We start from the raw sequence: 21281 nt of genomic DNA, 5'->3' as shown, positions 1-21281 counted from the left end.
CAGAAATTACCTTAATGTTATCAGAACAGTAAAAACGGTTATTTGTTCGGGTTTTCTTAAAGTGCTTAATACAAGCACAGGCAAACTTTACTCGCTTAATAATTGTATTTTAGCTACATGCTGCATCACCTTATTATTCAATGTACCTGCTTATTGCTTGTTATTCTGTCTGTTGTAATGCTTGGGCAGAAGATAAAAATCGCCTATCCCATATTACTTGTACTTATTGGTTTGCCCCTGGGTTTCGTGCCGTTTTTGAAAGGTATTGAAATAAATCCCGATCTGATCTTTGTGATTTTTTTGCCGCCCTTACTCTATGAATCTGCCTGGAACACCTCCTGGAAAGATTTTTGGAAATGGCGCAGGATAATTTCAAGTTTTGCATTCCTGATAGTTATTTTAACCTCATGTTTGATAGCTTTTGTATCCAATAGTCTTATCGCTGGGTTCACCTTACCCCTTGGTTTCTTGCTTGGAGGGATAATTTCTCCGCCCGATGCTGTATCAGCAAGTAATATCCTGAAAAACATAAAAGTTCCTAAACGATTTGTAGCCATTGTTGAAGGCGAAAGCCTCATGAACGATGCATCAAGTTTGGTGATATTCAGGTTTGCACTCGCGGCTGTGCTTACCGGTAAGTTTGCTTTTGGTCAGGCTGCTTTAAGTTTTGTTTTAGTGATAGTAATGGGTATAGTTATCGGCTTGGCTGTGGGCTTGATTTTTTATACCATACACAGGTGGTTGCCAACCACGGCTAATATTGATATTATCCTCACGTTTATAACACCGTATGTGATGTACATGGCTGCGGAGGAGTTTCACTTTTCGGGTGTGCTGGCTGTTGTGAGCGGCGGTTTATTCCTTTCATCACAACGGCAGGTGATATTAAGCTATCGCAGCAGGTTGCAGGGGGTAAATGTTTGGGAAACAGTAGCTTTTGTGCTGAATGGTTTTGTTTTTATTTTAATAGGGTTGGAGTTTCCCGTTATTATAAAGGCGCTTGGGCCTGAAGGGTTAAAGCCGGCGATAAATTATAGTTTGATTATAACCGGTGTGCTGATACTGGCCCGCTTGGCAAGTACTTACGGTGCAACAATATTTACGGTATTTATCAGCCGGTACATCACTACCGCCGATCCGAGTCCGGGTTGGAAAGGGCCATTATTGCTCGGCTGGACAGGCATGCGTGGCGTGGTTTCCCTTGCCGCGGCGCTGAGTATCCCGGAGCTTTTACCTTCTGGTGCAGCCTTTCCTCAACGAAACCTTATCCTGTTTATCACATTCGTTGTCATCATATTTACACTGGTTGTTCAGGGGCTTACTTTGCCCATATTAGTAAAACTTGTGAACCTGCCCGATCGTGACTATACAGGTTCACATGAGCAGCAAAAACAGTTGGTTAGGAAGAAGTTATCAAAGTTGGCTTTACAGATACTTGAAGATAAATACGCCGACCGTTTAGACGGTAATGATATGATCAAGGCATTCAGACTGAGGCTAAGTGCCGATATGGAACTACTGAAAGATTGGGAAAAGGACAACAACGAACAGCGCGCCAGCGAATTTTACCACGATTACCGCATGATCTTAAATGATGTTATGGCTCAACAGCGCGATCTGCTGTTAACGCTCAATAAAAAAGAAAACATCAGCGACGAAATTGTAAAGCAGCAATTGGATCTGCTTGACCTGGAAGAGGAAAAGTTGAGGCAGCATTTTGAGGTGGTGTAAGTTTAGAAATCACCTTTAGAACAGGAGGCACCTACGGAGCCAATACTCGATTGATTTTCCTTACAAACATGGTACTCCTACGGAGTTAGGAAAGCGCACATAAAAAACTCCGGAGGAGTACCATGTTTATAGAAATTGTAGAGCTAACCTATGGCTCCGTAGGTGCCTCCTTTAACTGTCGATTTCAAATAGGTTTCCCGCCGTTTAAAGGCAATCATTTCTTTCGGGTATAATGGCTACTTTTGCCGCCTATACACATCATACTATCATGAATTGGGATAAGCTACTATCAGCGAAGCGCTGGGGTTACGAGGATAAATATATTGCAAACCATATCGATGCCAGATCGGAGTTTCAGCGGGATTACGACCGGATAATTTTTTCATCACCATTCAGGAGGTTGCAAAACAAAACCCAGGTATTCCCATTACCCGGAAGCATTTTTGTACACAATCGGCTTACCCATAGTTTGGAAGTAGCCAGTGTAGGACGCTCGTTAGGGCGTATGCACTTTAACCGGATGCTTAAGGAAGATCCCGAGGTAGAGAAAAAATATCCGCTTATCAGCGAGATTGGTAATATGATTGCGGCAGCTTGTTTGGCCCATGACCTGGGTAACCCTGCTTTTGGTCATTCAGGCGAATCTGCTATTTCACATTATTTTGCGGAAGGAGCGGGTAAAGATTACAAAGCAACTGTTACCGCTCAGCAATGGGAAGATCTGACGCATTTTGAAGGTAACGCCAATGCCTTACGGTTATTAACGCACCAGTTTGCCGGTAAAGGCCGGGGGAGTTTGGCGCTAACCTATTCTACCATAGCTTCTATTGCAAAATATCCGTGTTCATCTGTAGCCGGGCATAAAAAGGGAATCATCTACCGGAAAAAATATGGTTTCTTCGATTCTGAGCAGCAGGATTTTGAAAAGATAGCTAATGATTTGGGTTTGATCAGGGTAGAGGGTGATGAACTTATTTACAAAAGGCACCCGTTGGTGTACCTTGTTGAGGCAGCCGATGATATTTGCTATAATGTTGTTGACCTGGAGGATGCCCATCGCCTTAAAATACTCTCCTATGAGGAAGTGAAAGCATTGCTGATGCCTTTGTGTACTATCCCCAGAATGGAAGAGCGGTTGGAAGAGTTTGACGATAGCGATGCTAAAGTGGGCTATTTGAGGGCGATAGCAATAAATACTTTGGTAAATCAATGTTCAAATCTGTTTTATGAAAAACAGGAAGAGATAATGAACGGCGATTTTAATTCTGCACTGATGGACGCCATTGAAGAGCCTCTCCGGTCTGCCATGAAAGCTATTGAAAAGGTATCTGTAAAAAAGATCTACAACTATAGCTCGGTAGTGCAGAAGGAAGTCGCCGGTTACAAAGTCATGGGCGGTTTATTGGAAGAGTTTGTTCCGGCTTATTTAAAAAACAACTCAAAATACCACGAGAAACTGATAGAACTGATCCCTAAACAGTTTTTAACCAAAGCTGATGATGACTATTCAAAGATCCAGACCATCCTTGATTTTGTTTCGGGCATGACAGACCTGTATGCCGTTGAATTGTTCAGGAAGATCAAGGGGATCTCGTTCCCGTCGATGAGTTGATTATTATTTGCCTAAAAAAATAGTAAGACTTACGAAGTTTTTAAAACTTCGTAAGTCTGGTGGTTCGTAAGTCTGGCTTTCACGTGTTTCGTTTTCAATTTAATTCGCAAAATTAGCGCAGGAGCCTTATAATTGCCTTATGCCAAAAGAGATCCTGCCTGTACAGACGCATACCATGGAGCAATTGCTTGCTCCGCTTGGCATTACAAGTCAGCATAAAGGCTTGTATGTAACTTCGTTTAACCCGAGCGATGTCGAAGTGCCAATTCTGTATCCTTTCAGGTCAGATCATTTTTCTTTTACGCTGGTTCATGAAGGCGATTTTTCCATCAATGTAGGCCTGTTGGAGTATAATGTAAAAAAGGACAACATACTGCTAATCGCGCCTAATACCGTTCGCCAGTTTCTTAATGTTTCGCCAGATTGCAGGCTTACCTCTGTCATATTTACATCGGCCTATTTATCAGCAACCAGTATCCACACCAAAAATGTTGAAGCATTTGATTTTTTATCGTCGCAGGTTAGCCCCTTGCTGATTACAGATGAAAAGTCAATGGCCCCGCTTACAGCGATCCTTGATATCATTGAAAGTAAAATAGACATCTGCGATGAGCTTGCTTTTCGGGATGAAGTGTTATTGAATCTTTTCACCGGTTTTATTTATGAGGTAAGTGCCTTATATAAAAAGCAGGAAAAATTAGAAGGGATAAAAGGTACGCGTAAGGAGGAATTAACTTTTCGTTTCCTGAAAACCCTGCCGCAGCATTTCAAGACGGAAAGAAGCGTACAGGCTTATGCCGCCATGCTAAATATTACCCCCAAGTACCTTTCCCAAACTGTAAAAGAGGTAACAGGTAAAACGGCAGGCGAGTTTATTGATGAAATAGTGATCATGGAGGCAAAGGTAGCCTTGAATGATCCGGCACTGACCATAGCCCAGGTAGCAGCGTATCTCAACTTTGCCGACCAATTCTTTTTTAGTAAGTTTTTCAAAAAACAATGCGGTATCAGTCCCAGTAAATACCGCCAAACCCCTTAATAATTACCAGTCATTTTATTTGGATGGGTGCTGTTGTAATTTTAATTACAAAGCGATAGTATCGTTGTAATAGTACAATCAAAATTACTATTCTATTACAATCTTTTTATCGAAAACGACTTTTTGACATATTGCGCCATCTTTTAAACATTCTGCAAAAACGATAATTGGGGCAATTTTGCCCTGTCATCAATTTTTGGTGCAGCCGGGCATAATAGTGTGCCTGGTTAAATGCCGTTTGTTTTTATGCCAATAAGGGATACCGGTGCCGAGCAGTTAATTAAGAATACCGCCAAGCATATTTTTTTTGCCGAAGGCAGGCTACACGCCAATACCCAGGATATTGCCGATGCCGCCGGGGTGAGCCGCACGCTGTTAAATTACTATTTCCGCACCAAGGATGTTTTGATTGAACAGGTGTTTAAGGAAGCCATGCTTGCTTTAACCACCCGCCTTGATGCTGTTATGGCCTCCGATCTGCCGTTTAAACAGAAGATCGAAAACTTTATCGATCTGTTTTTAACCGAGGCCAACGCTTATCCATACCAGGAAACTTTCCTGATCACCGAACTCAATTCAAATAGCTGTAAATACACCAACGAGGTTAAGCCTCATCATATCCAGATATTCCTGGAGCAGATCAATTCTGAAATGGAAGCCGGCAACATCGAACGGATGAACCCTGTACATTTTGTGCTCAACCTGTTCTCGCTCATGTCATACCCGCTTATTATGAGTCCCATCTACAAAAAGGCTTTCGAACTAAGTAATGAGGGCTATGGCTGCCTCATCAACGAGCGGAAGAAGATGATCTGCAAAATGATTTTCCAATAAAAAATTTACCCCGTTATTAACGCATTTGTCAAACAGAATAATTAACACACATACCTGCAATGCCTTTTATATCAATTCAATCCAATAGCTACAAGTTTATATTTATGAAAAATACAGTTCAACTGCTAACCGGCTTTAGTGCCGCCTTAATTTTATTGTCGTCATGCGGCGGTGGTCAAAACCAGGGTGCTGCAATGGCCGCAGGTGGCCCGCAACCGCCACAGAGTTACCCGGTTTTTAAAATTAGTTTACATGATGCCACGCTGAACAGCGAATATCCCGCTACACTTCAGGGGCAACAAAATATCGAGATCCGCCCGAAAGTTGATGGTTACGTTGACCAGATCTATATCGATGAAGGCAGCGTGGTAAAAAAAGGCCAGCTGCTTTTTAAGCTCAGCGCCCCACAATATGCGCAGGAAGTAAATACCGCGAATGCAGCCATTGCTACTGCCGAAGCTGATGTAAGCTCGGCCGAGTTACAGGTTAACAAAACCAAGCCCCTGGTTGAGAAAGATATCATCAGCCACTATGAGCTTGAATCGGCCGAGTATACTTTGAAAGCCCGCAAAGCCGCGCTTGCCCAGGCAAAAGCCAGTTTAGCCAATGCCAAAACCAATTTAGGTTATACTGTAATAACCAGTCCGGTTGATGGCGTAGTAGGAGCTATTCCTTACAAATTAGGTAGCCTCATCACCGGTTCAACAGCACAACCGTTAACAACGGTATCAAACATCGGCAAGGTATACGCTTACTTCGCCCTGAATGAAAAGCAGCTGCTTGATTTTTCAAGAACTGTAAAAGGCAGCACCATGAACGAGAAGCTGGCCAACACACCGCCCGTATCACTTGTATTGCCTGATGGCAGTACTTATGCAGAAAAGGGTAAAGTTGAAACCATCAGTGGTTTAATCAATACCGAAACCGGATCGGCAAGTTACAGGGCTACGTTTCCTAACCCGATTGGCCTTATCCGCAGTGGTGGTAGTGCTACTATCCGCATCCCGCAAACAGTAAAAAACGCGGTGCTTATACCTCAAAAAGCGTCTTACGAGCTGCAAGGAAAGCATTTTGTTTACACAGTTGATAGCAAAGGGGTTGTTAAAAATACCGAGATCCAGGTTATGGATTTAACCGCAGGCCAGTTCTATGTAGTTACCGATGGCCTTAAAGCAGGCGATACCGTTGTTACCGATGGCGCTGCTACTTTAAAGGATGGCGCGGTTATCAAGCCTGAAGCACAGGAAATTGCGGCTAATTACGGAGAATAAAATAAATTTTATAGCAATAGCTGTGCTGTTTAGCCCGGCATCAACATAAATAATATGTTACGTACATTCATTGAAAGACCAGTACTATCTACCGTAATATCGGTAATCATAGTAATACTGGGTATTTTGGGCCTTACTACATTGCCCATATCCCAATATCCGGATATAGCGCCGCCAACGGTGCAGGTATCAACATCATACCAGGGCGCCAATGCCGAGGTGGTGATGAAAAGTGTTATCGTTCCGCTTGAAGAGCAGATAAACGGTGTGGAGAACATGACCTACATGACCTCTACCGCGAGTAATGATGGTAGCGCTGCCATTACTGTTTATTTTAAACAAGGTACCGACCCCGATCTGGCTGCGGTAAACGTGCAGAACAGGGTATCAAAAGCTACCAGCTTACTTCCTGCCGAAGTAACCAAGGCGGGTGTTACCACCAGTAAACGCCAAAGCAGTATGGTGATGGTGTTTTCCCTGTCGAGCGATAACAAAAGTTACGACGAGAAGTTTCTGCAAAACTACGCCAATATCAACTTGCTGCCGCAGATCAAGCGTATCAACGGTGTTGGTGACGCATCGTCATTTGGGATACAGGATTACTCCATGCGTATTTGGTTAAAGCCAGATGTAATGGCCACCTATGGCCTTGTTCCCGATGATGTGAACAACGCCCTTGCCGAGCAAAATATCGAGGCTGCACCGGGTAAAGTAGGGGAGAATGATAACCAGTCGTTCCAATATGTGTTAAAATATAAAGGCCGACTTACGAGTGTGCCCGAGTTTGAGAACATCGTAATCCGTTCATCAACCAAAGGGCAATTATTGCGCCTGAAAGATATAGCACGTGTTGAGCTTGGCGCGCAAAGTTATGCCAATGCTACTACCATGAACGGTAAGCCGGGTATAGCGATAGCTATTTACCAAACAGCAGGCTCAAACGCGCACGAGTTAATTAAAAATTGTGAGCAAACTATTGAAGCCGCTTCAAAAACGTTCCCGGCAGGTATTAGCTATACCTCCCTTTTCAGCGCCAACGACTTTTTGGATGCCTCGATAGAAAAGGTAGTGCATACGCTTATCGAAGCCTTTGTACTTGTATTTATTGTAGTATTCATTTTCCTTCAGGATTTCCGCTCAACATTGATCCCGGCCATTGCTGTGCCAGTAGCTATTGTGGGTACGTTCTTCTTTTTACAATTGTTTGGTTTTACCATCAACCTGCTTACCCTGTTTGCTATGGTGCTGGCTATCGGTATAGTGGTGGATGACGCCATTGTGGTGGTTGAGGCCGTGCATGCCAAGCTTGATCACGGTGCTAAGTCCGCAAAGGCCGCCACCATCAGCGCTATGAACGACATCAGCGGGGCCATCGTATCCATCACCTTGGTAATGGCTGCAGTGTTTATCCCGGTTTCGTTCATTACAGGCTCAACCGGCGTGTTCTATAAGCAATTTGGTTTAACGCTTGCTATCGCGATATTAATATCTGCGGTAAACGCTTTAACCTTAAGCCCGGCTTTGTGCGCACTGTTAATAAAACCGCATCCCGAAGGTGAACATCATAAAACAGGTTTTTTACAGCGGTTTTATAGTGCCTTTAACACCAGCTTTGATTCACTTACCCGCAAGTATAAAAGATCGGTAGGTTTTCTGGCGGCTAAAAAATGGCTGTCTATTGCAGGGATCCTGGTTTTTGCCGCGATATTCTGGTTCCTGCTCAAAACAACACCATCGGGCTTTGTGCCAAATGAAGACCAGGGCTTCATCATCGGCGACGTATCCTTGCCTCCCGCTGCATCGTTGGAGCGCACTACCGAGGTTATCGATAAAGTATCTGGTATGGTACGGTCGTTACCCGAAGTTGAATCGGTAATCCGTGTTGCCGGACAAGGCATTCTGAGCGGTGCGGGCGGTTCATATGGTTTGATCATGATCAAGCTGAAACCATGGGATCAGCGTACAGCCAAAGGATCGGACGTGAACAGCGTTACCGGTAAACTTTTTGGGATGACAGCCGGGATCAAAGGCGCTACTATCTTGTTTTTCGCCCCTCCAACTTTACAGGGTTTCGGTAACAGCAGTGGTTTCGAGTTCCAGGTACAGGACAAAACCGGCGGCGACATCGTGAAGTTTTCCGAAATAAACGGCAAGTTTTTAGGTGCGCTAAATCAACGTCCCGAAATTCAATATGCCTCAACTTTCTTTAATACCAACTTCCCGCAGTTTTTGGTTGATGTAAATGTGGCTAAATGTAAAGACGCGGGTATTACCGTAAACTCGGTATTAAGCGTTTTACAAGGCTATTTCGGCGGTGTTTATGCTTCTAACTTTAACGAGTTTGGTAAACAATATCGTGTAATGATCCAGGCTGATGCCGCATACAGGGGCACAACCGGTAGTTTGAACAACATGTATGTGCGTAATGCCAATAATACCATGGCGCCAATTTCAGAGTTTGTTACGCTGAAAAGGGTTTATGGGCCGGAGTCGATCAACCGCTTTAACCTGTTTACCTCTATTTCGGTAACAGGCGCGCCAAAACCGGGCTTTAGTACCGGTGATGCCATTAAAGCCATACAAGAGGTAGGTGCTAAAACATTGCCTGCCGGTTATGGATTTGAGTTTTCGGGCTTAACACGGGAGGAGATTGCCAGCGGCAGCCAAACCATTTTCATTTTTATGTTGTGTTTGGTGTTCGTGTACTTCCTGTTAAGTGCACAATACGAAAGCTATATCCTGCCATTCGCGGTATTGTTATCGTTGCCGATAGGTTTGGCCGGCGCGTTCATCTTCGCCCGCATCTTCGGGATCGAGAATAATATCTATCTGCAAATCACGCTCATTATGCTTATTGGTCTGTTAGCCAAAAACGCCATCCTGATTGTGGAGTTTGCCGTAGCACGCAGGCGTAGCGGCGAAAGCATTGTACAGGCAGCTATTGATGGTTCTGTAGCGCGTTTAAGACCTATTTTGATGACCTCCTTCGCGTTTATCCTCGGTTTGGTTCCGCTGATGCTTGCCTCTGGTGCAGGTGCCGAAGGTAACCGTTCGATAGGTACGGGCGCTGTAGGGGGGATGTTGATCGGTACCATATTCGGTGTGTTTGTGATACCGGTGCTGTTCATTATTTTCCAATCGTTGCAGGAACGTATCAGCGGTACGCCTGCCGAACAGGAAATAGAAGTTGAAGAGGAAACGCTGGCCTGATAGTAGAAATTTTAAAAAACAATTAAGAAGCAACAAAATGATCTATTCATATAAACGACAAATATTGGTTACGTTGGCAGCAACAGCGGTATTTGCATCGTGTGTTACAAAAAAATACCAGCAGCCGGTAGTAAATACCGATAAGCTTTACCGGGATACCGCCATTACCGATACCACATCAATGGCCAATATGCCGATGAACCAGTTGTTTTCGGATACGGTACTGGTAAACCTGATTCAGGAAGGACTGCGCGAAAACCTTGACCTGAAGACTGCCGTACAGCGCATCAACGAGGCACAGGCTACATTTAACCAAAGCAAGGCGGCCTACCTGCCAAGTCTGGAGGGAAGTATAACCGGTACCAGAGCAAAGACATCGGCAGCAAGCTTGAATTTTCCGCCGGAGTTTGCCAGTTCTTTCAACCTGAAAACTACAACTTACCAGGCGGCCCTGAGCACAAGTTGGGAAGCCGATATCTGGGGTAAACTGAGCAGTGCAAAAAGGGCTGCGTTGGCTTCATTATTACAAAGCGATGCCGCTAAAAGAGCGGTTCAAACCCAGTTAGTGGCAGATATTGCCAATGCTTATTATAACCTGCTGGCGCTTGATCAGCAATTGGCTATTACCGAGCAAACGCTTGCCATCAGGGTAAAGGATGTGGAAACCGTAAAAGCCCTGAAAGAGGGTGCGGTAGTGAACGGCGCGGCAGTTGTACAAAGCGAAGCTAACCGTTACGCGGCTGAGGTTACCATTCCCGATCTAAAACAAAGCATCCGCGAAGCTGAGAATGCACTGAGCATTTTATTGGCAAGGGCCCCAGGCGCAATCAAACGCTCAACCCTGAACGACCAGAAACCGGTAGCGGATCTGAAAACCGGGATTCCATCGCAACTGCTGAAAAACCGTCCGGACGTGCAGCAGGCCGAGTTCGCGTTCAGGAGCGCGTTTGAGAATACTAACCTGGCGCGTACTTACTTTTATCCGCAGCTTACCATTACCGGTCAGGGCGGTTTATCAACCCTGCAGCTGAAGAATTTCTTCGATCATTCCGTTTTTTACAATTTTGTTGGCGGAATTACCCAACCTATCTTTAATAAAGGCCAAAACCGCGCCCGTTTAAGAACAGCCCAGGCCCAGCAACAGGAAGCTTACTATGCTTTTCAAAAATCGTTGTTAACGGCGGGGCAGGAGGTAACCAACGCGCTGTTCTCTTACCAAAACGCCGTTGCAAAGCAGGGTTCAAGGGCTAAGCAGTTGCTGGCCCTCGAAAAATCGGTTGATTATACCAAGGAGTTGCTCCGTTACAGTTCGGCAACAAATTATACCGATGTTTTAACTTCCGAACAAAGTTTGCTTGCTGCCCAGTTAAGCAGCGTTAATGATCGTTTGCAGGAACTGCAATCAATTGTTAACCTCTACCGCGCTTTGGGTGGCGGCTGGAAATAGAACAATGTATTTAATCCCCTGTTAATCAAGAAGCCCGGTTTGCGCCGGGCTTCTTTTTTTGCCGTGGTGATTTTGACATATTTTGAAGTTGTTTAAACATTTATTATCTATGCTGACTAATTGATATTTATAAAAGCCTGTTACAATGCTAAACCTATAGTCATAATTGTAATTTGATTGTGATTAATTGTTTATTAATGAGTAAATTAAAGTATAATATGCTTGTAGCTACAAGGTTAAACCATGGGAAGTAAAGAACGGATATTAAGGCAAAAGGACGATACTCGCCGAAGGATACTGGACGCAGCGTTGGATATGATTAAGTGCGAGGGATGCGATTCATTGAGTATGCGTAAACTTGCCGATAATATTGAATACACCGCCCCCGCCATTTACGAGTATTTTGAAAATAAAGACGCGTTGTATGTAGAACTTGCGCGTACTGGTCACCTGAAATTGGTTGCCATGGTTAAAATAGCCAAAGATGCGCATACCGGAGCGGCACAGCAAATGGAAGCCATGTGGCTGGCTTACTGGAGTTTTGCAATTACTTATAAAGAGCTTTATCAGCTGATGTTTGCCGTTGGAACCGGCTGTTGCCCGGTAGAGAACCAGATTGGTGAAGCAAAGCTTTTTCCGGAAATGGTTTCGGATGTGATACGGATGCTTTATTTACCCCACGAAGCAAGTGACGAGGAAGTTCAAAAAAAATACTATACCTATTGGGCTATAATTCATGGTTTGATAGCGATTAGTATGATACAGCTTACCCATGACGAGAAAATGAACCAGGAGATCCTGATCGATGCCATCAAGGGGATCAATGCGCTGATAACAGGATAAAGTGATGATTGATAAGGAACGGGTTTTAATTGGGAGCGAAGAGCTTTTTCTAAAGGCAGGCATAAAAAGTATTACTATGGATGATATCGCCCGCCATCTGGGGATCTCCAAAAAAACAATCTACCAGCATTTCAGGGATAAGAATGATCTTGTTACGGCCCTGGTGAAAAAGCGGCTTGCAGATGATGAGGCGATGCTTTGTGCTATCATCAGTGATGCCGGAAATGTGATGGATGAGATGGTTGAGCTCACCAAATGTACAGGCGAGATCTTTTCAAGGGTAAATCCTGCTGTATTGTTCGATCTGCAAAAGTACCATCATGAAGGCTGGATGCTCTATCTGAAATTTAAAACAGGCTTCATGGTCAATATCATCGAGAAGCTTTTAAAGAAAGGTATCGATCAGGGTTATATCCGTCCTGAAATTGACGCCCGGATAATAGCCATCATGCGTGTAAACCAAATTGAGCTTGGCTTCAACTCATCTATCTATCCTCATAACGAGTTTAATTTGTGGGATGTGCAGCTTCAGCTTTTAAACCATTTTAATTATGGTGTTTGCACCATAAAAGGTATTACTGTGTTAAACAATCCCGATTAAGCTTATCGTTTGGGCAAAATAGTTTGGATGCCGTTTTCGCCCGCAATGATTGCCCTGCTTGCTATCTGGTAAAATAAGGAGTGCTCCACAACACCCGGGATCATTTTTACAAGCGTATTTAAATGAGCAGGTTCTGGTAATTCGGTAAATAGAACATCTACAAGCATATTGCCATTGTCTGATATCAGCGCGCCATCTTTTTGATTGCTCATACGTTGTGTAAGCGTAGTGGATGGAAAAAGCGCGTTTAGCTTTGCCAATACAATTTGTAAGGCTTGTGGCAGGATCTCAATAACAACTGGATAAGTTGCATTAAGCTGAGGCGAAAATTTTCCTTCATCGCCCAGCAAAATAAATTCATGCGCCATAGAAGCCAATACTTTTTCGGTAGTATGGATACCGCCGCCGCTTTTCAGGGCATTCAGTTCACTGTCAAACTGGTCGCAGCCATCAAAATAGATGTCAAGTTTACTAAGCAAGGCCGGCGACTGGATCCGTAAGCCGTGTTTGCTTAATAATTGGGTTGTTTTAAATGATGACGATGTAAATGTTAATGAAGCCACAAGCTCAGGGTTTTGAGCCAGCATATTAACCAGGTGTGCTATGGTGCTTCCGGCTCCTAACCCAATAGTTTGGTTGGGGCTTATTAAGGTTAAAGCGGCTTTTGCTGCTTCCAGTTTGTAATCAATCATGGCGCTAAGATACAGCACCAGCCGCTAATAACCCCGGTCAAATTATTCTTTTAGTCGTCTATGCCCTCCCACAAATATTGGGTATGATGGGCTGATATTGCATATGTTTTCATGTTGGTGTTTCTAATTATTATTTTATTATTCTGTACTGTTTTTAACGATCTCGGCAGCTGTTTTTATTCGTCGTATATTAATGCAGACGAATCAGCTGCAAAAACATTTTAAATTTTTTATTTAAAATTTCGTCCCTTGTGAAATACCTCTTTTTGCTTGCTTTGCTGAACCTGTCCTTTGTTTGATCCTGCCGGATAAGGCGCGGTTGTTTCGTCGCTGCGGGATAAGGTCATTACCGGCTGGTCGTCATTACCAACGGTTGTAAGTGTGCTCAACAGCTTCGATAAATTAAAACAGCGCCGTATAATAACGTGGATCACCTTGCCCTCAATCTGTAACACACCTTCAACCATGAGTAAGCGTGATTGGACAATATCTTTGCGGTATTTGTCAAAGATCTTTTCCCAGGCAACCAGGTTGGCAAATCCTGTTTCATCTTCAATGGTGATAAATAAAATGCCCTTGGCAGTGCCAGGCCTTTGCCGTACAGTTACCAAACCGGCAACTTTTATCTTATCCCCGTTTTTAAGATTAGGCAGTTGCGCTGTTGGGGTAACCTGCAGCATATTAAGCTGTTGGCGTAAAAAACTAACCGGATGCGCCTTTACGGATAAACCGGTAGCCGCATAGTCCTGTACCACGTGTTCGGCCTGGGTCATAAACGGTAAACTGATCTGGGTTTCTTTAGTACTTTCTGATGGTTGCCCGGCAAACAAGCCTATTGGTTTATCACTAAGTGCCGGTACTTCCCACAGTGCCGCGCGACGATCAAGGCTTAAGGACCTGAATGCATCAGCATCGGTAAGTTTTTCAATCTGGGTTTGCGGTACACCGGAATCACTTAAATGACTGATACTGGTATATCCCATACCCCGACCGGCTATGAGCGCCTGCATATCATTTTCATTAAGGCCCTTAACCTGCCTGAAACCTAAGCGCAATGCCCGGTATGCGCCGTCCTGTTCTTCAAGGGTGTTATCCCAAAACGAGTGGTTAATATCTACAGGTCGTACCACTACGCCATGCCTTTCGGCATCTATTACAATTTGGGCCGGCTGATAAAAGCCCATTGGCTGGCTGTTTAACAAGGTAGCCGCAAATACATCAGGGTAATGATATTTAAGCCATGAAGAGATATAAACCAAATGCGCAAATGATGCCGCATGACTTTCGGGGAAGCCATAGCTGCCGAAACCCTCCAGCTGTTTAAAAATGCGATGGGCAAAATCTACTTCGTAACCTCTTGCAACCATACCATCTACCAGTTTTTGACGAAACTGGCTTACCAAACCTTTAGCTTTGAATGTGGCCATGCTCCGGCGTAGCTGATCGGCTTCAGCTGCGGTAAACTCGGCCGCTACCATGGCTATTTCCATGGCCTGTTCCTGGAACAGCGGCACACCTTTGGTGCGGCCCAATATTTTCCGTAATTCTTCTTTGGGATAACTTTCTTCTTCTATTCCGTCGCGACGTCTTAAGTAAGGATGAACCATATCGCCCTGGATAGGGCCGGGGCGTACAATGGCAACCTCTATCACCAGGTCATAATATTCTCTTGGTTTAAGTCTTGGCAGCATTGACATTTGCGCGCGACTTTCTATTTGGAAAACCCCTAATGTATCGGCATCGCAAATCATATCGTAAACCTTGGGGTCTTCGCGCGGAACGTTCTTTAAATCATAGGTTTCGCCATAATGCTGCTTAATGAGGTCAAAACTTTTACGGATACAGGTAAGCATACCCAGGCCAAGTACATCAACCTTCAGAATGCCAAGGGCTTCCAGATCGTCCTTATTCCATTCCAGTTGGGTGCGGTCTTCCATTCGGGCATTCATTACCGGGCATATATCTGATAGTTTGCCCTGGGTAATAACAAAACCACCTGTATGCTGCCCCAACTGACGCGGAAAGCCCATCAACTGTTCGGTAAGTACCAATACTTTATGCAATGCCTTATCATCAGGATTAAGTCCCTGATCAATGATCCTTTGCCGGTCAAATGCCTCTTCCGAAAAATCCCAGATGGCACCCGATAAGCGGTTAATGGTATCTACCGATAAGCCCATAGCCTTGCCAACATCACGAATAGCGCCCTTGTGCCGCTCCTGTGTAACGGTAGCTACAATGGCCGATCGGTCGCGCCCATACTCGCTGTAAATCCATTGAATGATCTCTTCGCGGCGCTCATGCTCAAAATCCACATCAATATCCGGCCATTCATCACGCGCATCAGACATGAAACGGGAGAAAAGTAATTGCGTTACCGTAGGATCGACAGCGGTAATAGCTAAGCAATAACATACGGTAGAGTTAGCCGCCGAGCCGCGCCCCTGGTAAAGTATACCCAACTCGGCCGCTTTACGGGTATATCTATATACCCGTAAAAAATATGGGGCTAACCGTTTCCGCTCAATAAAGGCAAGTTCAAACTCTATTTGATCTTTGATACTATCGGGTACATTATTGTTGTACCGCTGCCGGGCGCCCTGCCAGGTGAATTTGGTTAACCGCTGTTGTGGAGTAAGTCCGTCGGTATTGGGCTCTTCGGGTTCAATGTACTTAAGGGTATCTAATGAAAATTGGCAGGCTTCGGCTATTTCGGCAGTGCGAGCTATGGCATCTGGGTACTGGCGAAACAAACGCTCCATTTCATCCGGGCTTTTCAAATACCGTTCGGCATTGGCATTGAGTTTAAAGCCGGCATTATGAATGGTGCATTTTTCGCGCACACAGGTAACAACGTCCTGAAGTTGTCTGCGGGCTGCTTCATGATAATGTACATCATTAGTTGCTACAATGGGTACGCCAGATTGAGCCAGCCTGTGAAGCCGTTTACCGTCATCAATATTATAAGCGCGTGAGGCAGCAAGATAAAGTTCATGCCCAAAAACTTCCTGGTACTCTTTTAGATCAGCCTTGAAATCTGCATCAAAATCAAAACGGCTGTTTAGCGATTCGGGAGGTATAGCTATAAACTTGATACCCTTAGCATATTCGTACACATCCTGTTTATACAAATGGCATTGCCCTTTTTCGGCCCGGAGGTTTCCCCTGGTAAGCAGCCCGGAAAGGCGCGACCATGCATCCATATCTGTTGGATAAGCAAGCAGGCTGGCGCCATCAAGCAGGTCAAGACGGCAAGCTGGAATAATTTTAATATTGACATCATCCGGCCGGGCGGCTAAGTGCGCACGTACAACGCCGGCTACGCTATTGCGGTCGGTAATGGCAACTTTAGTATGGCCCAGTGCCGCCGCCTGCATTACCAGTTCTTCGGGGTGCGATCCTCCCCGTAAAAAACTAAAATTGGTGGTTACCTGTAATTCCGAATAGCTCATAACCTGTTATGCAAAAAATCCGTGAATAAACCATTGGCCCGACTGACTACCCGCATAATGACCTGACCGGAATAGCCAGTACCGCCTGCCATCCTGATCTTCAACCTGGTAGTAATCGCGATGCTCACCCTCGTCAAACCACCATTCGCGTTCTATACGCTCGGGGCCGTCAGATCTTTTAATATGGTGCGTTTCATTTTTGTAGATGAACAGCATAGGCGGATAATCGGGGATAGGCGAGGTTACCTCTATCGGTTGCGGACGAGGGAGTAAAATAGACGGACGGGGACGATCTTTTCGCCAGCTGGTCTGCGGTTTTTCATTGATGGAGATGGCTGGTTTAATGCTCCGTTCGGGCCAGTAACGTTCCTGTGGCAGATAACGGTGAATGCTGCCCGCGCCAATTTTATTGGCTAACCTGTCCAGTAACTCAGCCAGATCCGTATCATCAAGTCCGCAACTTTCTGATTGCCATAACACTTCCTGTTCGGGATCTACATCGTCAATTTTTGGCGCTTCGAGTGTGAAAAGTTCAATGCCCAATGCCGGTTCCAGGGTGGGGATCTTGAGCTCGAACAGTTTGAACAGATGATCAATATGATGTGATGCGCGATTGGTGCCGATATCAGCACTAATCACATGCCCATCCACCCGGTAGCATTTTAAAATTGCTGTCCGCACACCTTTGCCTTCACCCTGTAAACGGTGACAAAGTTTTTCGAGCAGTGTTTTAATGGCTATTTCGATCCCGGTAGCTGTACGGATGGGTTCCAGGCAAGGTAACCTTTCTGAATAAGGTTCAATGGGATGCAATAATTGCAGGGGTTCATCTACATTACCTAAAGCCTGGTCAAGCCTCAGCAATAATTCCTGCCCAAAGCGTCGGCGTAATACCGAACGCCCCATACCCATAAAAGTTTTGATAGTATAAAACCCGAGCTTTTGCAGCCTTTCAATAACCAGTGGCTCAAGCCGTAGGGCAGAAGGTGGCAAGGGCAGCAATGCATCTGCTTGTTCGCCGGGAGGGATGATTGGTTTTACTTTGCCAAAGCGGGCTACTGCCCATGCTGTGCCCGGCGTATCTGCCATAGCGCCGCGAACATCATAACCCTTGCTTCTTAAGCGAGTAACAATCTCCTTTAAATATTCCCTTTCGCCTCCCCATAGATGGGCACAGCCCGAAATATCAAGCAATAGCCCATCAGGCAGATCGGCAGCTATCAACGGTGAATAACGGATACACCATTCGCCCAAAGCCTTGAGCAGCTTATCTGCCTGGCCGGGTATATCATCAATAACCTGAAGATCAACTATTATGGCTTTTGCATCAGCTGCGGTCATGCCTGTGGTTACGCCCTGTGCTTCGGCTAACGCGTTGGTAGCTGTAATCATAACCCTGCCACGTACAGGCGAGGCAAAAACAAAGGGCACCGCTTTAAATTCTGGCCGCCGAAGGGTGAACCAGTCTGTCAGTAAATGACGAAACCATAAAGAAACAAAGCGCTTGTTCATCATATCTCACTATCCGGCTATCCTTTCGTGTAAATTTACTTGCGCGGCTTTTTCTTCTTCTACCGGTATAAAATTCCCATCGATCCATTCCAGTTTCCAGCTGCCGGGATTGCCATTGCGTACCCTTAGTAGGTCAATCTGCCAGCGGGGAAAGCCAATGCCGGGCAAATCATCTTGGGGGTGGCTTGGCAGGGGCGTTATTTGCCAGCGGGCCACACAAGTTGTTGAGCCAAGCTTGCGCGGATCATTACGGAGTAAAAAACCGGTTACTTTGCTGTTTTCAACTGCCAGTTGCAAACGCCGGGATTGTGCAAAGCTGATCTCCCTTACTTCGGCTATTACGGCGGCGAGGCCTTCGCATTTCAAGGCTTCTTCCATTGCCCAAAGCAGGTCTTTTTCGCGTTGTACATCAATAAATATTACCCGGTGGGGTTCTACATCATAACTGGCTAATGCCGCCGGGAATAATTGCCTGTGCATGCTCACCCATAAACACACGCCACCTTGTTTCATTAATCGGGTAAGCAGACCGGATATCAACCCACCGGTAGCCGCGGTATGTTCGGGAGTGGGGCATATCATTTCATGTATTGTGCCGGTAGGGAAAACACCATTAGGAAAAGCAGCTTCCAGCGGGCCCAAACCAATACCCTTAGCTTTACCGGCCATAGTTGGCGTAAAGCCCTGCCAAAGCAAAATATCTTTTTGCAAACGGCTGATGATATCTTTTTTGGCTACCGGCATTACCTGTCATTTAATTCCAATCATAGCTTTAAATGCTGCTGATGAATTGGAATGACAAATATAATGCTAAAAATATTAGTATTTCCTAATTGATGGATAAATTTTTAAATGGTTGATTTTTAATCGAATATTGGGTGATGGTAGCTAATATTATAGCCGCCAAATTAAGGATAAAAAGCGGGGAGATAGTGCGATTGTTCTTGTGTGTTTGTTATATTAATAATTAGATAATTAAATAAAATTTTGTGTTAGCTCTAAATCCGCCACTTAGTTGGAACCAAGTGATCGCTGACTTAAGCAAGAAAAAGTGCGGGATTGAGCGATTCCCCTCTTGAGAGGGGCGGAGGGGTGTGTTTCTGCTCTGATAAGCTTGTAGCAGAAACACACCCCTGCTACCACTCATTCCATCCGCGCCCCCTCTCAAGAGGGGAATTTTAAAACCTTTGTTCCCCGCACTGGTCGAAGTTACTGCGATGTGTTTTTATTCAAAAAACAGGTTTGTCAATTTCTACATCCTTTATTTTCCAGGCTGTTTTTAATTGCTGTTTTGTTTTATCTAAGGCCGTTACGTTACTGGTGTTTTGATAGGCTAACTGAAGGCCGGTTAATGCCCAGCCATTGTTAGGATTAATTACCAGGTCTTTATTTAATACAGTTATGGCTTCATTATACCTGCCTGCTTTTAACAGGGCATTGCCCAGGTAATGTCTTGCAGGCAGCGGCCAGTCACGGGGTTCATTGTAGATCAGGTGATCTTCGGCAATAACGGCTTTTTGTAAAATATCAATGGCCGCACTATAGTTTTTTTCGGAGGTGGCGATGCTGCCCTGTAATATAAGGCTGGCAACCCCTGCTGACTCATATGCACTGCTGAAATTATCTATAGGGGCCTTTAATGACTGGTCTTTCATTTCGAGTTGCAGCATTTGTAGTTCATGCCTCGCATTGGTCATATTACCCTTGCCGCACCATGCCAGGCCTTTTGAAAAATGCAGTAATGCCGATGCGTAAACAAGAGAATCAACGGGCTTGGTATTTAAAATATCTGCCCATTTACCAAAGCGGACAGCTGTTAACACCGGCTGCATATAAACATACTGGAAAAAATTGCCATCGGCACCCTTAGCGCCTAAATAATAGGGTGGTAATGCTGCCCTTGCATCGTAAGCTGCAGCACGGGCGGTTTTGTAATTGCCGGCCATTTGGGCGCAATTTACTTTTAAATGGATGTTGTGGATCTTATATAATACGTCCCCGTTTGCTACAGGGCTGTATTGTTTCAGATAGGTATTAAAACCTGCAACAGCTGCTGTATTATTGGTAATGCCCTGCTCATAATTGCCGGTGCGGATATAAATATGCGAAGGCATATGCGTCAGGTGCGATACCAGAGGCATCAGGGTATCCAATAAATGGGCACTTTTTAAAGCCATTTGCGGAGTTGCGGAAGCCTCCATGGTATGGATATAAAAATGATTGGCCCCGGGATGTTTCGGGCAAATGGCTATAGCTTGTTCTAACAGAGAGCGGATTTGCGGGGTCCATGGTTTGGGTTTAAAATCATGAGTATAGAGATCCCAGGGGTGAAGTAACAGCAGGGCATCAGCATATAGCGTTAATACTTCGGCATTTTTGGGATATTTTGAATATACTGCCCGCATAGCATCAGCATAATTAATTCTTAACCGGTTTACGGTAAGGGCACTGTCGTTGCTGTAGCGCTGTTGCATGGCGCCAATAAGCTCTTTTTCGAGCGGGGTACAGTTGGTACTCAGCTTTTTACTTTTTTCGGCTGCATCAAGGGCATCGGCAGGCGGGATATAGCCGTTAGGATAATTAATAGTTGGGCCCAGGGCCAGCGATTTTCCGTACCAGGCCATTGCGCAGTCTGGATCAAAACGTGTGGCTTTAATAAAAGAAGCTATCGCTTCGATAGAGTGAAAGGCATAATACATGCTTATGCCCTGGTTAAAATAAAATTGCGCGCTATCTGATGCGGTTGTAATTTCCCATTGGTAATTACCCCAGCCTTTCAATGCCGGGATATCCGGAATACTATCCGCGCTGTTATACACAAAGCCGCATACTATCGCCCGCTTAGCGGTGCCTTTATACATAAAGGTTGTTAAGGCGCTTTTTTGATAGCGATAATAGAAGGACTGTGCCGTAAAGAAAACAACAATCAATCCAAAAAAGCTTTTGATTAAAAGGAGTTGATTTTTCATTGCAATACATTGAGAAGGTATATGCAATTTAAGATTTTTACTGAACTAATTCGCTCAATATTAGTTAG

14 protein-coding genes are annotated in these 21281 nt (G+C 44.8%); 9 read left to right on the top strand and 5 right to left on the bottom strand.

What is annotated here, in order from left to right; translation table 11 throughout:
- Nucleotides 1-117: 117 nt before the first annotated feature.
- The 9 genes from EAH55_RS26865 (at nt 118) to EAH55_RS26825 (ending at nt 12588) form a co-directional block, all read left to right on the top strand.
- Complete coding sequence (locus EAH55_RS26865) at nt 118-1731, top strand: Na+/H+ antiporter (RefSeq protein ID WP_162997062.1); 1614 nt, start codon at nt 118-120, stop codon at nt 1729-1731.
- A 232-nt stretch (nt 1732-1963) separates the two neighbouring features.
- On the top strand, nt 1964-3343 hold the full coding sequence (locus tag EAH55_RS26860; RefSeq protein ID WP_244228373.1) for a deoxyguanosinetriphosphate triphosphohydrolase: 1380 nt from the start codon (nt 1964-1966) through the stop codon (nt 3341-3343).
- Between the two features lie 139 nt (nt 3344-3482).
- Nucleotides 3483-4382: a helix-turn-helix domain-containing protein gene (locus EAH55_RS26855; protein ID WP_121812372.1), complete on the top strand. Its 900-nt coding sequence runs from the start codon at nt 3483-3485 to the stop codon at nt 4380-4382.
- A gap of 246 nt (nt 4383-4628) precedes the next feature.
- Nucleotides 4629-5216: a TetR/AcrR family transcriptional regulator gene (locus tag EAH55_RS26850; RefSeq protein WP_121812470.1), complete on the top strand. Its 588-nt coding sequence runs from the start codon at nt 4629-4631 to the stop codon at nt 5214-5216.
- Between the two features lie 104 nt (nt 5217-5320).
- Nucleotides 5321-6487 (top strand): efflux RND transporter periplasmic adaptor subunit, encoded by a 1167-nt coding sequence (locus EAH55_RS26845; protein ID WP_121812371.1) that lies wholly within the window; start codon nt 5321-5323, stop codon nt 6485-6487.
- Between the two features lie 54 nt (nt 6488-6541).
- Complete coding sequence (locus EAH55_RS26840) at nt 6542-9697, top strand: efflux RND transporter permease subunit (protein WP_121812370.1); 3156 nt, start codon at nt 6542-6544, stop codon at nt 9695-9697.
- Nucleotides 9698-9734: 37 nt separating this feature from the next.
- A complete protein-coding gene (locus EAH55_RS26835) occupies nt 9735-11144 on the top strand; it encodes an efflux transporter outer membrane subunit (RefSeq protein WP_121812369.1) in 1410 nt (469 codons plus the stop codon).
- A 243-nt stretch (nt 11145-11387) separates the two neighbouring features.
- Nucleotides 11388-11987 (top strand): TetR/AcrR family transcriptional regulator, encoded by a 600-nt coding sequence (locus EAH55_RS26830; protein ID WP_112565646.1) that lies wholly within the window; start codon nt 11388-11390, stop codon nt 11985-11987.
- A 4-nt stretch (nt 11988-11991) separates the two neighbouring features.
- Nucleotides 11992-12588 (top strand): TetR/AcrR family transcriptional regulator, encoded by a 597-nt coding sequence (locus tag EAH55_RS26825; protein WP_114940622.1) that lies wholly within the window; start codon nt 11992-11994, stop codon nt 12586-12588.
- A gap of 2 nt (nt 12589-12590) precedes the next feature.
- Here the strand turns inward: EAH55_RS26825 and rpiA are convergent, their stop codons facing one another.
- The 5 genes from rpiA to EAH55_RS26800 all read right to left on the bottom strand — a co-directional run bounded on the left by rpiA (nt 12591) and on the right by EAH55_RS26800 (nt 21213).
- On the bottom strand, nt 12591-13280 hold the full coding sequence (gene rpiA / locus EAH55_RS26820; protein WP_121812368.1) for a ribose 5-phosphate isomerase A: 690 nt from the start codon (nt 13278-13280) through the stop codon (nt 12591-12593).
- A gap of 230 nt (nt 13281-13510) precedes the next feature.
- Complete coding sequence (locus EAH55_RS26815; RefSeq protein ID WP_121812367.1) at nt 13511-16732, bottom strand: error-prone DNA polymerase; 3222 nt, start codon at nt 16730-16732, stop codon at nt 13511-13513.
- Nucleotides 16733-16738: 6 nt separating this feature from the next.
- The gene (locus tag EAH55_RS26810) at nt 16739-18247 is read right to left on the bottom strand and encodes a Y-family DNA polymerase (protein ID WP_317127611.1); all 1509 of its coding nucleotides are present in this window, start codon (nt 18245-18247) and stop codon (nt 16739-16741) included.
- 6 nt (nt 18248-18253) lie between these two features.
- A complete protein-coding gene (locus EAH55_RS26805) occupies nt 18254-18988 on the bottom strand; it encodes an ImuA family protein (protein WP_121812365.1) in 735 nt (244 codons plus the stop codon).
- 485 nt (nt 18989-19473) lie between these two features.
- The gene (locus EAH55_RS26800; protein ID WP_121812364.1) at nt 19474-21213 is read right to left on the bottom strand and encodes a tetratricopeptide repeat protein; all 1740 of its coding nucleotides are present in this window, start codon (nt 21211-21213) and stop codon (nt 19474-19476) included.
- Nucleotides 21214-21281: the final 68 nt, after the last annotated feature.

Source organism: Mucilaginibacter kameinonensis, assembly GCF_003675385.1.
In the GTDB taxonomy this organism is placed as follows: domain Bacteria; phylum Bacteroidota; class Bacteroidia; order Sphingobacteriales; family Sphingobacteriaceae; genus Mucilaginibacter; species Mucilaginibacter kameinonensis.
The sequence above is the reverse complement of the archived record's forward strand: the minus strand, read 5'-3'. Positions and strand labels throughout refer to the sequence as shown.

Excerpts from the sequence above, each read along its gene's own strand:
- EAH55_RS26815 (WP_121812367.1), bottom strand. The coding sequence starts at position 16,732 with ATGAGCTATTCGGAATTACAGGTAACCACCAATTTTAGTTTTTTACGG.
- EAH55_RS26805 (WP_121812365.1), bottom strand. The coding sequence starts at position 18,988 with ATGCCGGTAGCCAAAAAAGATATCATCAGCCGTTTGCAAAAAGATATT.
- EAH55_RS26865 (WP_162997062.1), top strand. The coding sequence starts at position 118 with ATGCTGCATCACCTTATTATTCAATGTACCTGCTTATTGCTTGTTATT.
- EAH55_RS26850 (WP_121812470.1), top strand. The coding sequence starts at position 4,629 with ATGCCAATAAGGGATACCGGTGCCGAGCAGTTAATTAAGAATACCGCC.
- EAH55_RS26800 (WP_121812364.1), bottom strand. The coding sequence starts at position 21,213 with ATGAAAAATCAACTCCTTTTAATCAAAAGCTTTTTTGGATTGATTGTT.
- EAH55_RS26855 (WP_121812372.1), top strand. The coding sequence starts at position 3,483 with ATGCCAAAAGAGATCCTGCCTGTACAGACGCATACCATGGAGCAATTG.
- rpiA (WP_121812368.1), bottom strand. The coding sequence starts at position 13,280 with ATGATTGATTACAAACTGGAAGCAGCAAAAGCCGCTTTAACCTTAATA.
- EAH55_RS26840 (WP_121812370.1), top strand. The coding sequence starts at position 6,542 with ATGTTACGTACATTCATTGAAAGACCAGTACTATCTACCGTAATATCG.
- EAH55_RS26825 (WP_114940622.1), top strand. The coding sequence starts at position 11,992 with ATGATTGATAAGGAACGGGTTTTAATTGGGAGCGAAGAGCTTTTTCTA.
- EAH55_RS26830 (WP_112565646.1), top strand. The coding sequence starts at position 11,388 with ATGGGAAGTAAAGAACGGATATTAAGGCAAAAGGACGATACTCGCCGA.
- EAH55_RS26835 (WP_121812369.1), top strand. The coding sequence starts at position 9,735 with ATGATCTATTCATATAAACGACAAATATTGGTTACGTTGGCAGCAACA.
- EAH55_RS26845 (WP_121812371.1), top strand. The coding sequence starts at position 5,321 with ATGAAAAATACAGTTCAACTGCTAACCGGCTTTAGTGCCGCCTTAATT.
- EAH55_RS26810 (WP_317127611.1), bottom strand. The coding sequence starts at position 18,247 with ATGATGAACAAGCGCTTTGTTTCTTTATGGTTTCGTCATTTACTGACA.
- EAH55_RS26860 (WP_244228373.1), top strand. The coding sequence starts at position 1,964 with ATGGCTACTTTTGCCGCCTATACACATCATACTATCATGAATTGGGAT.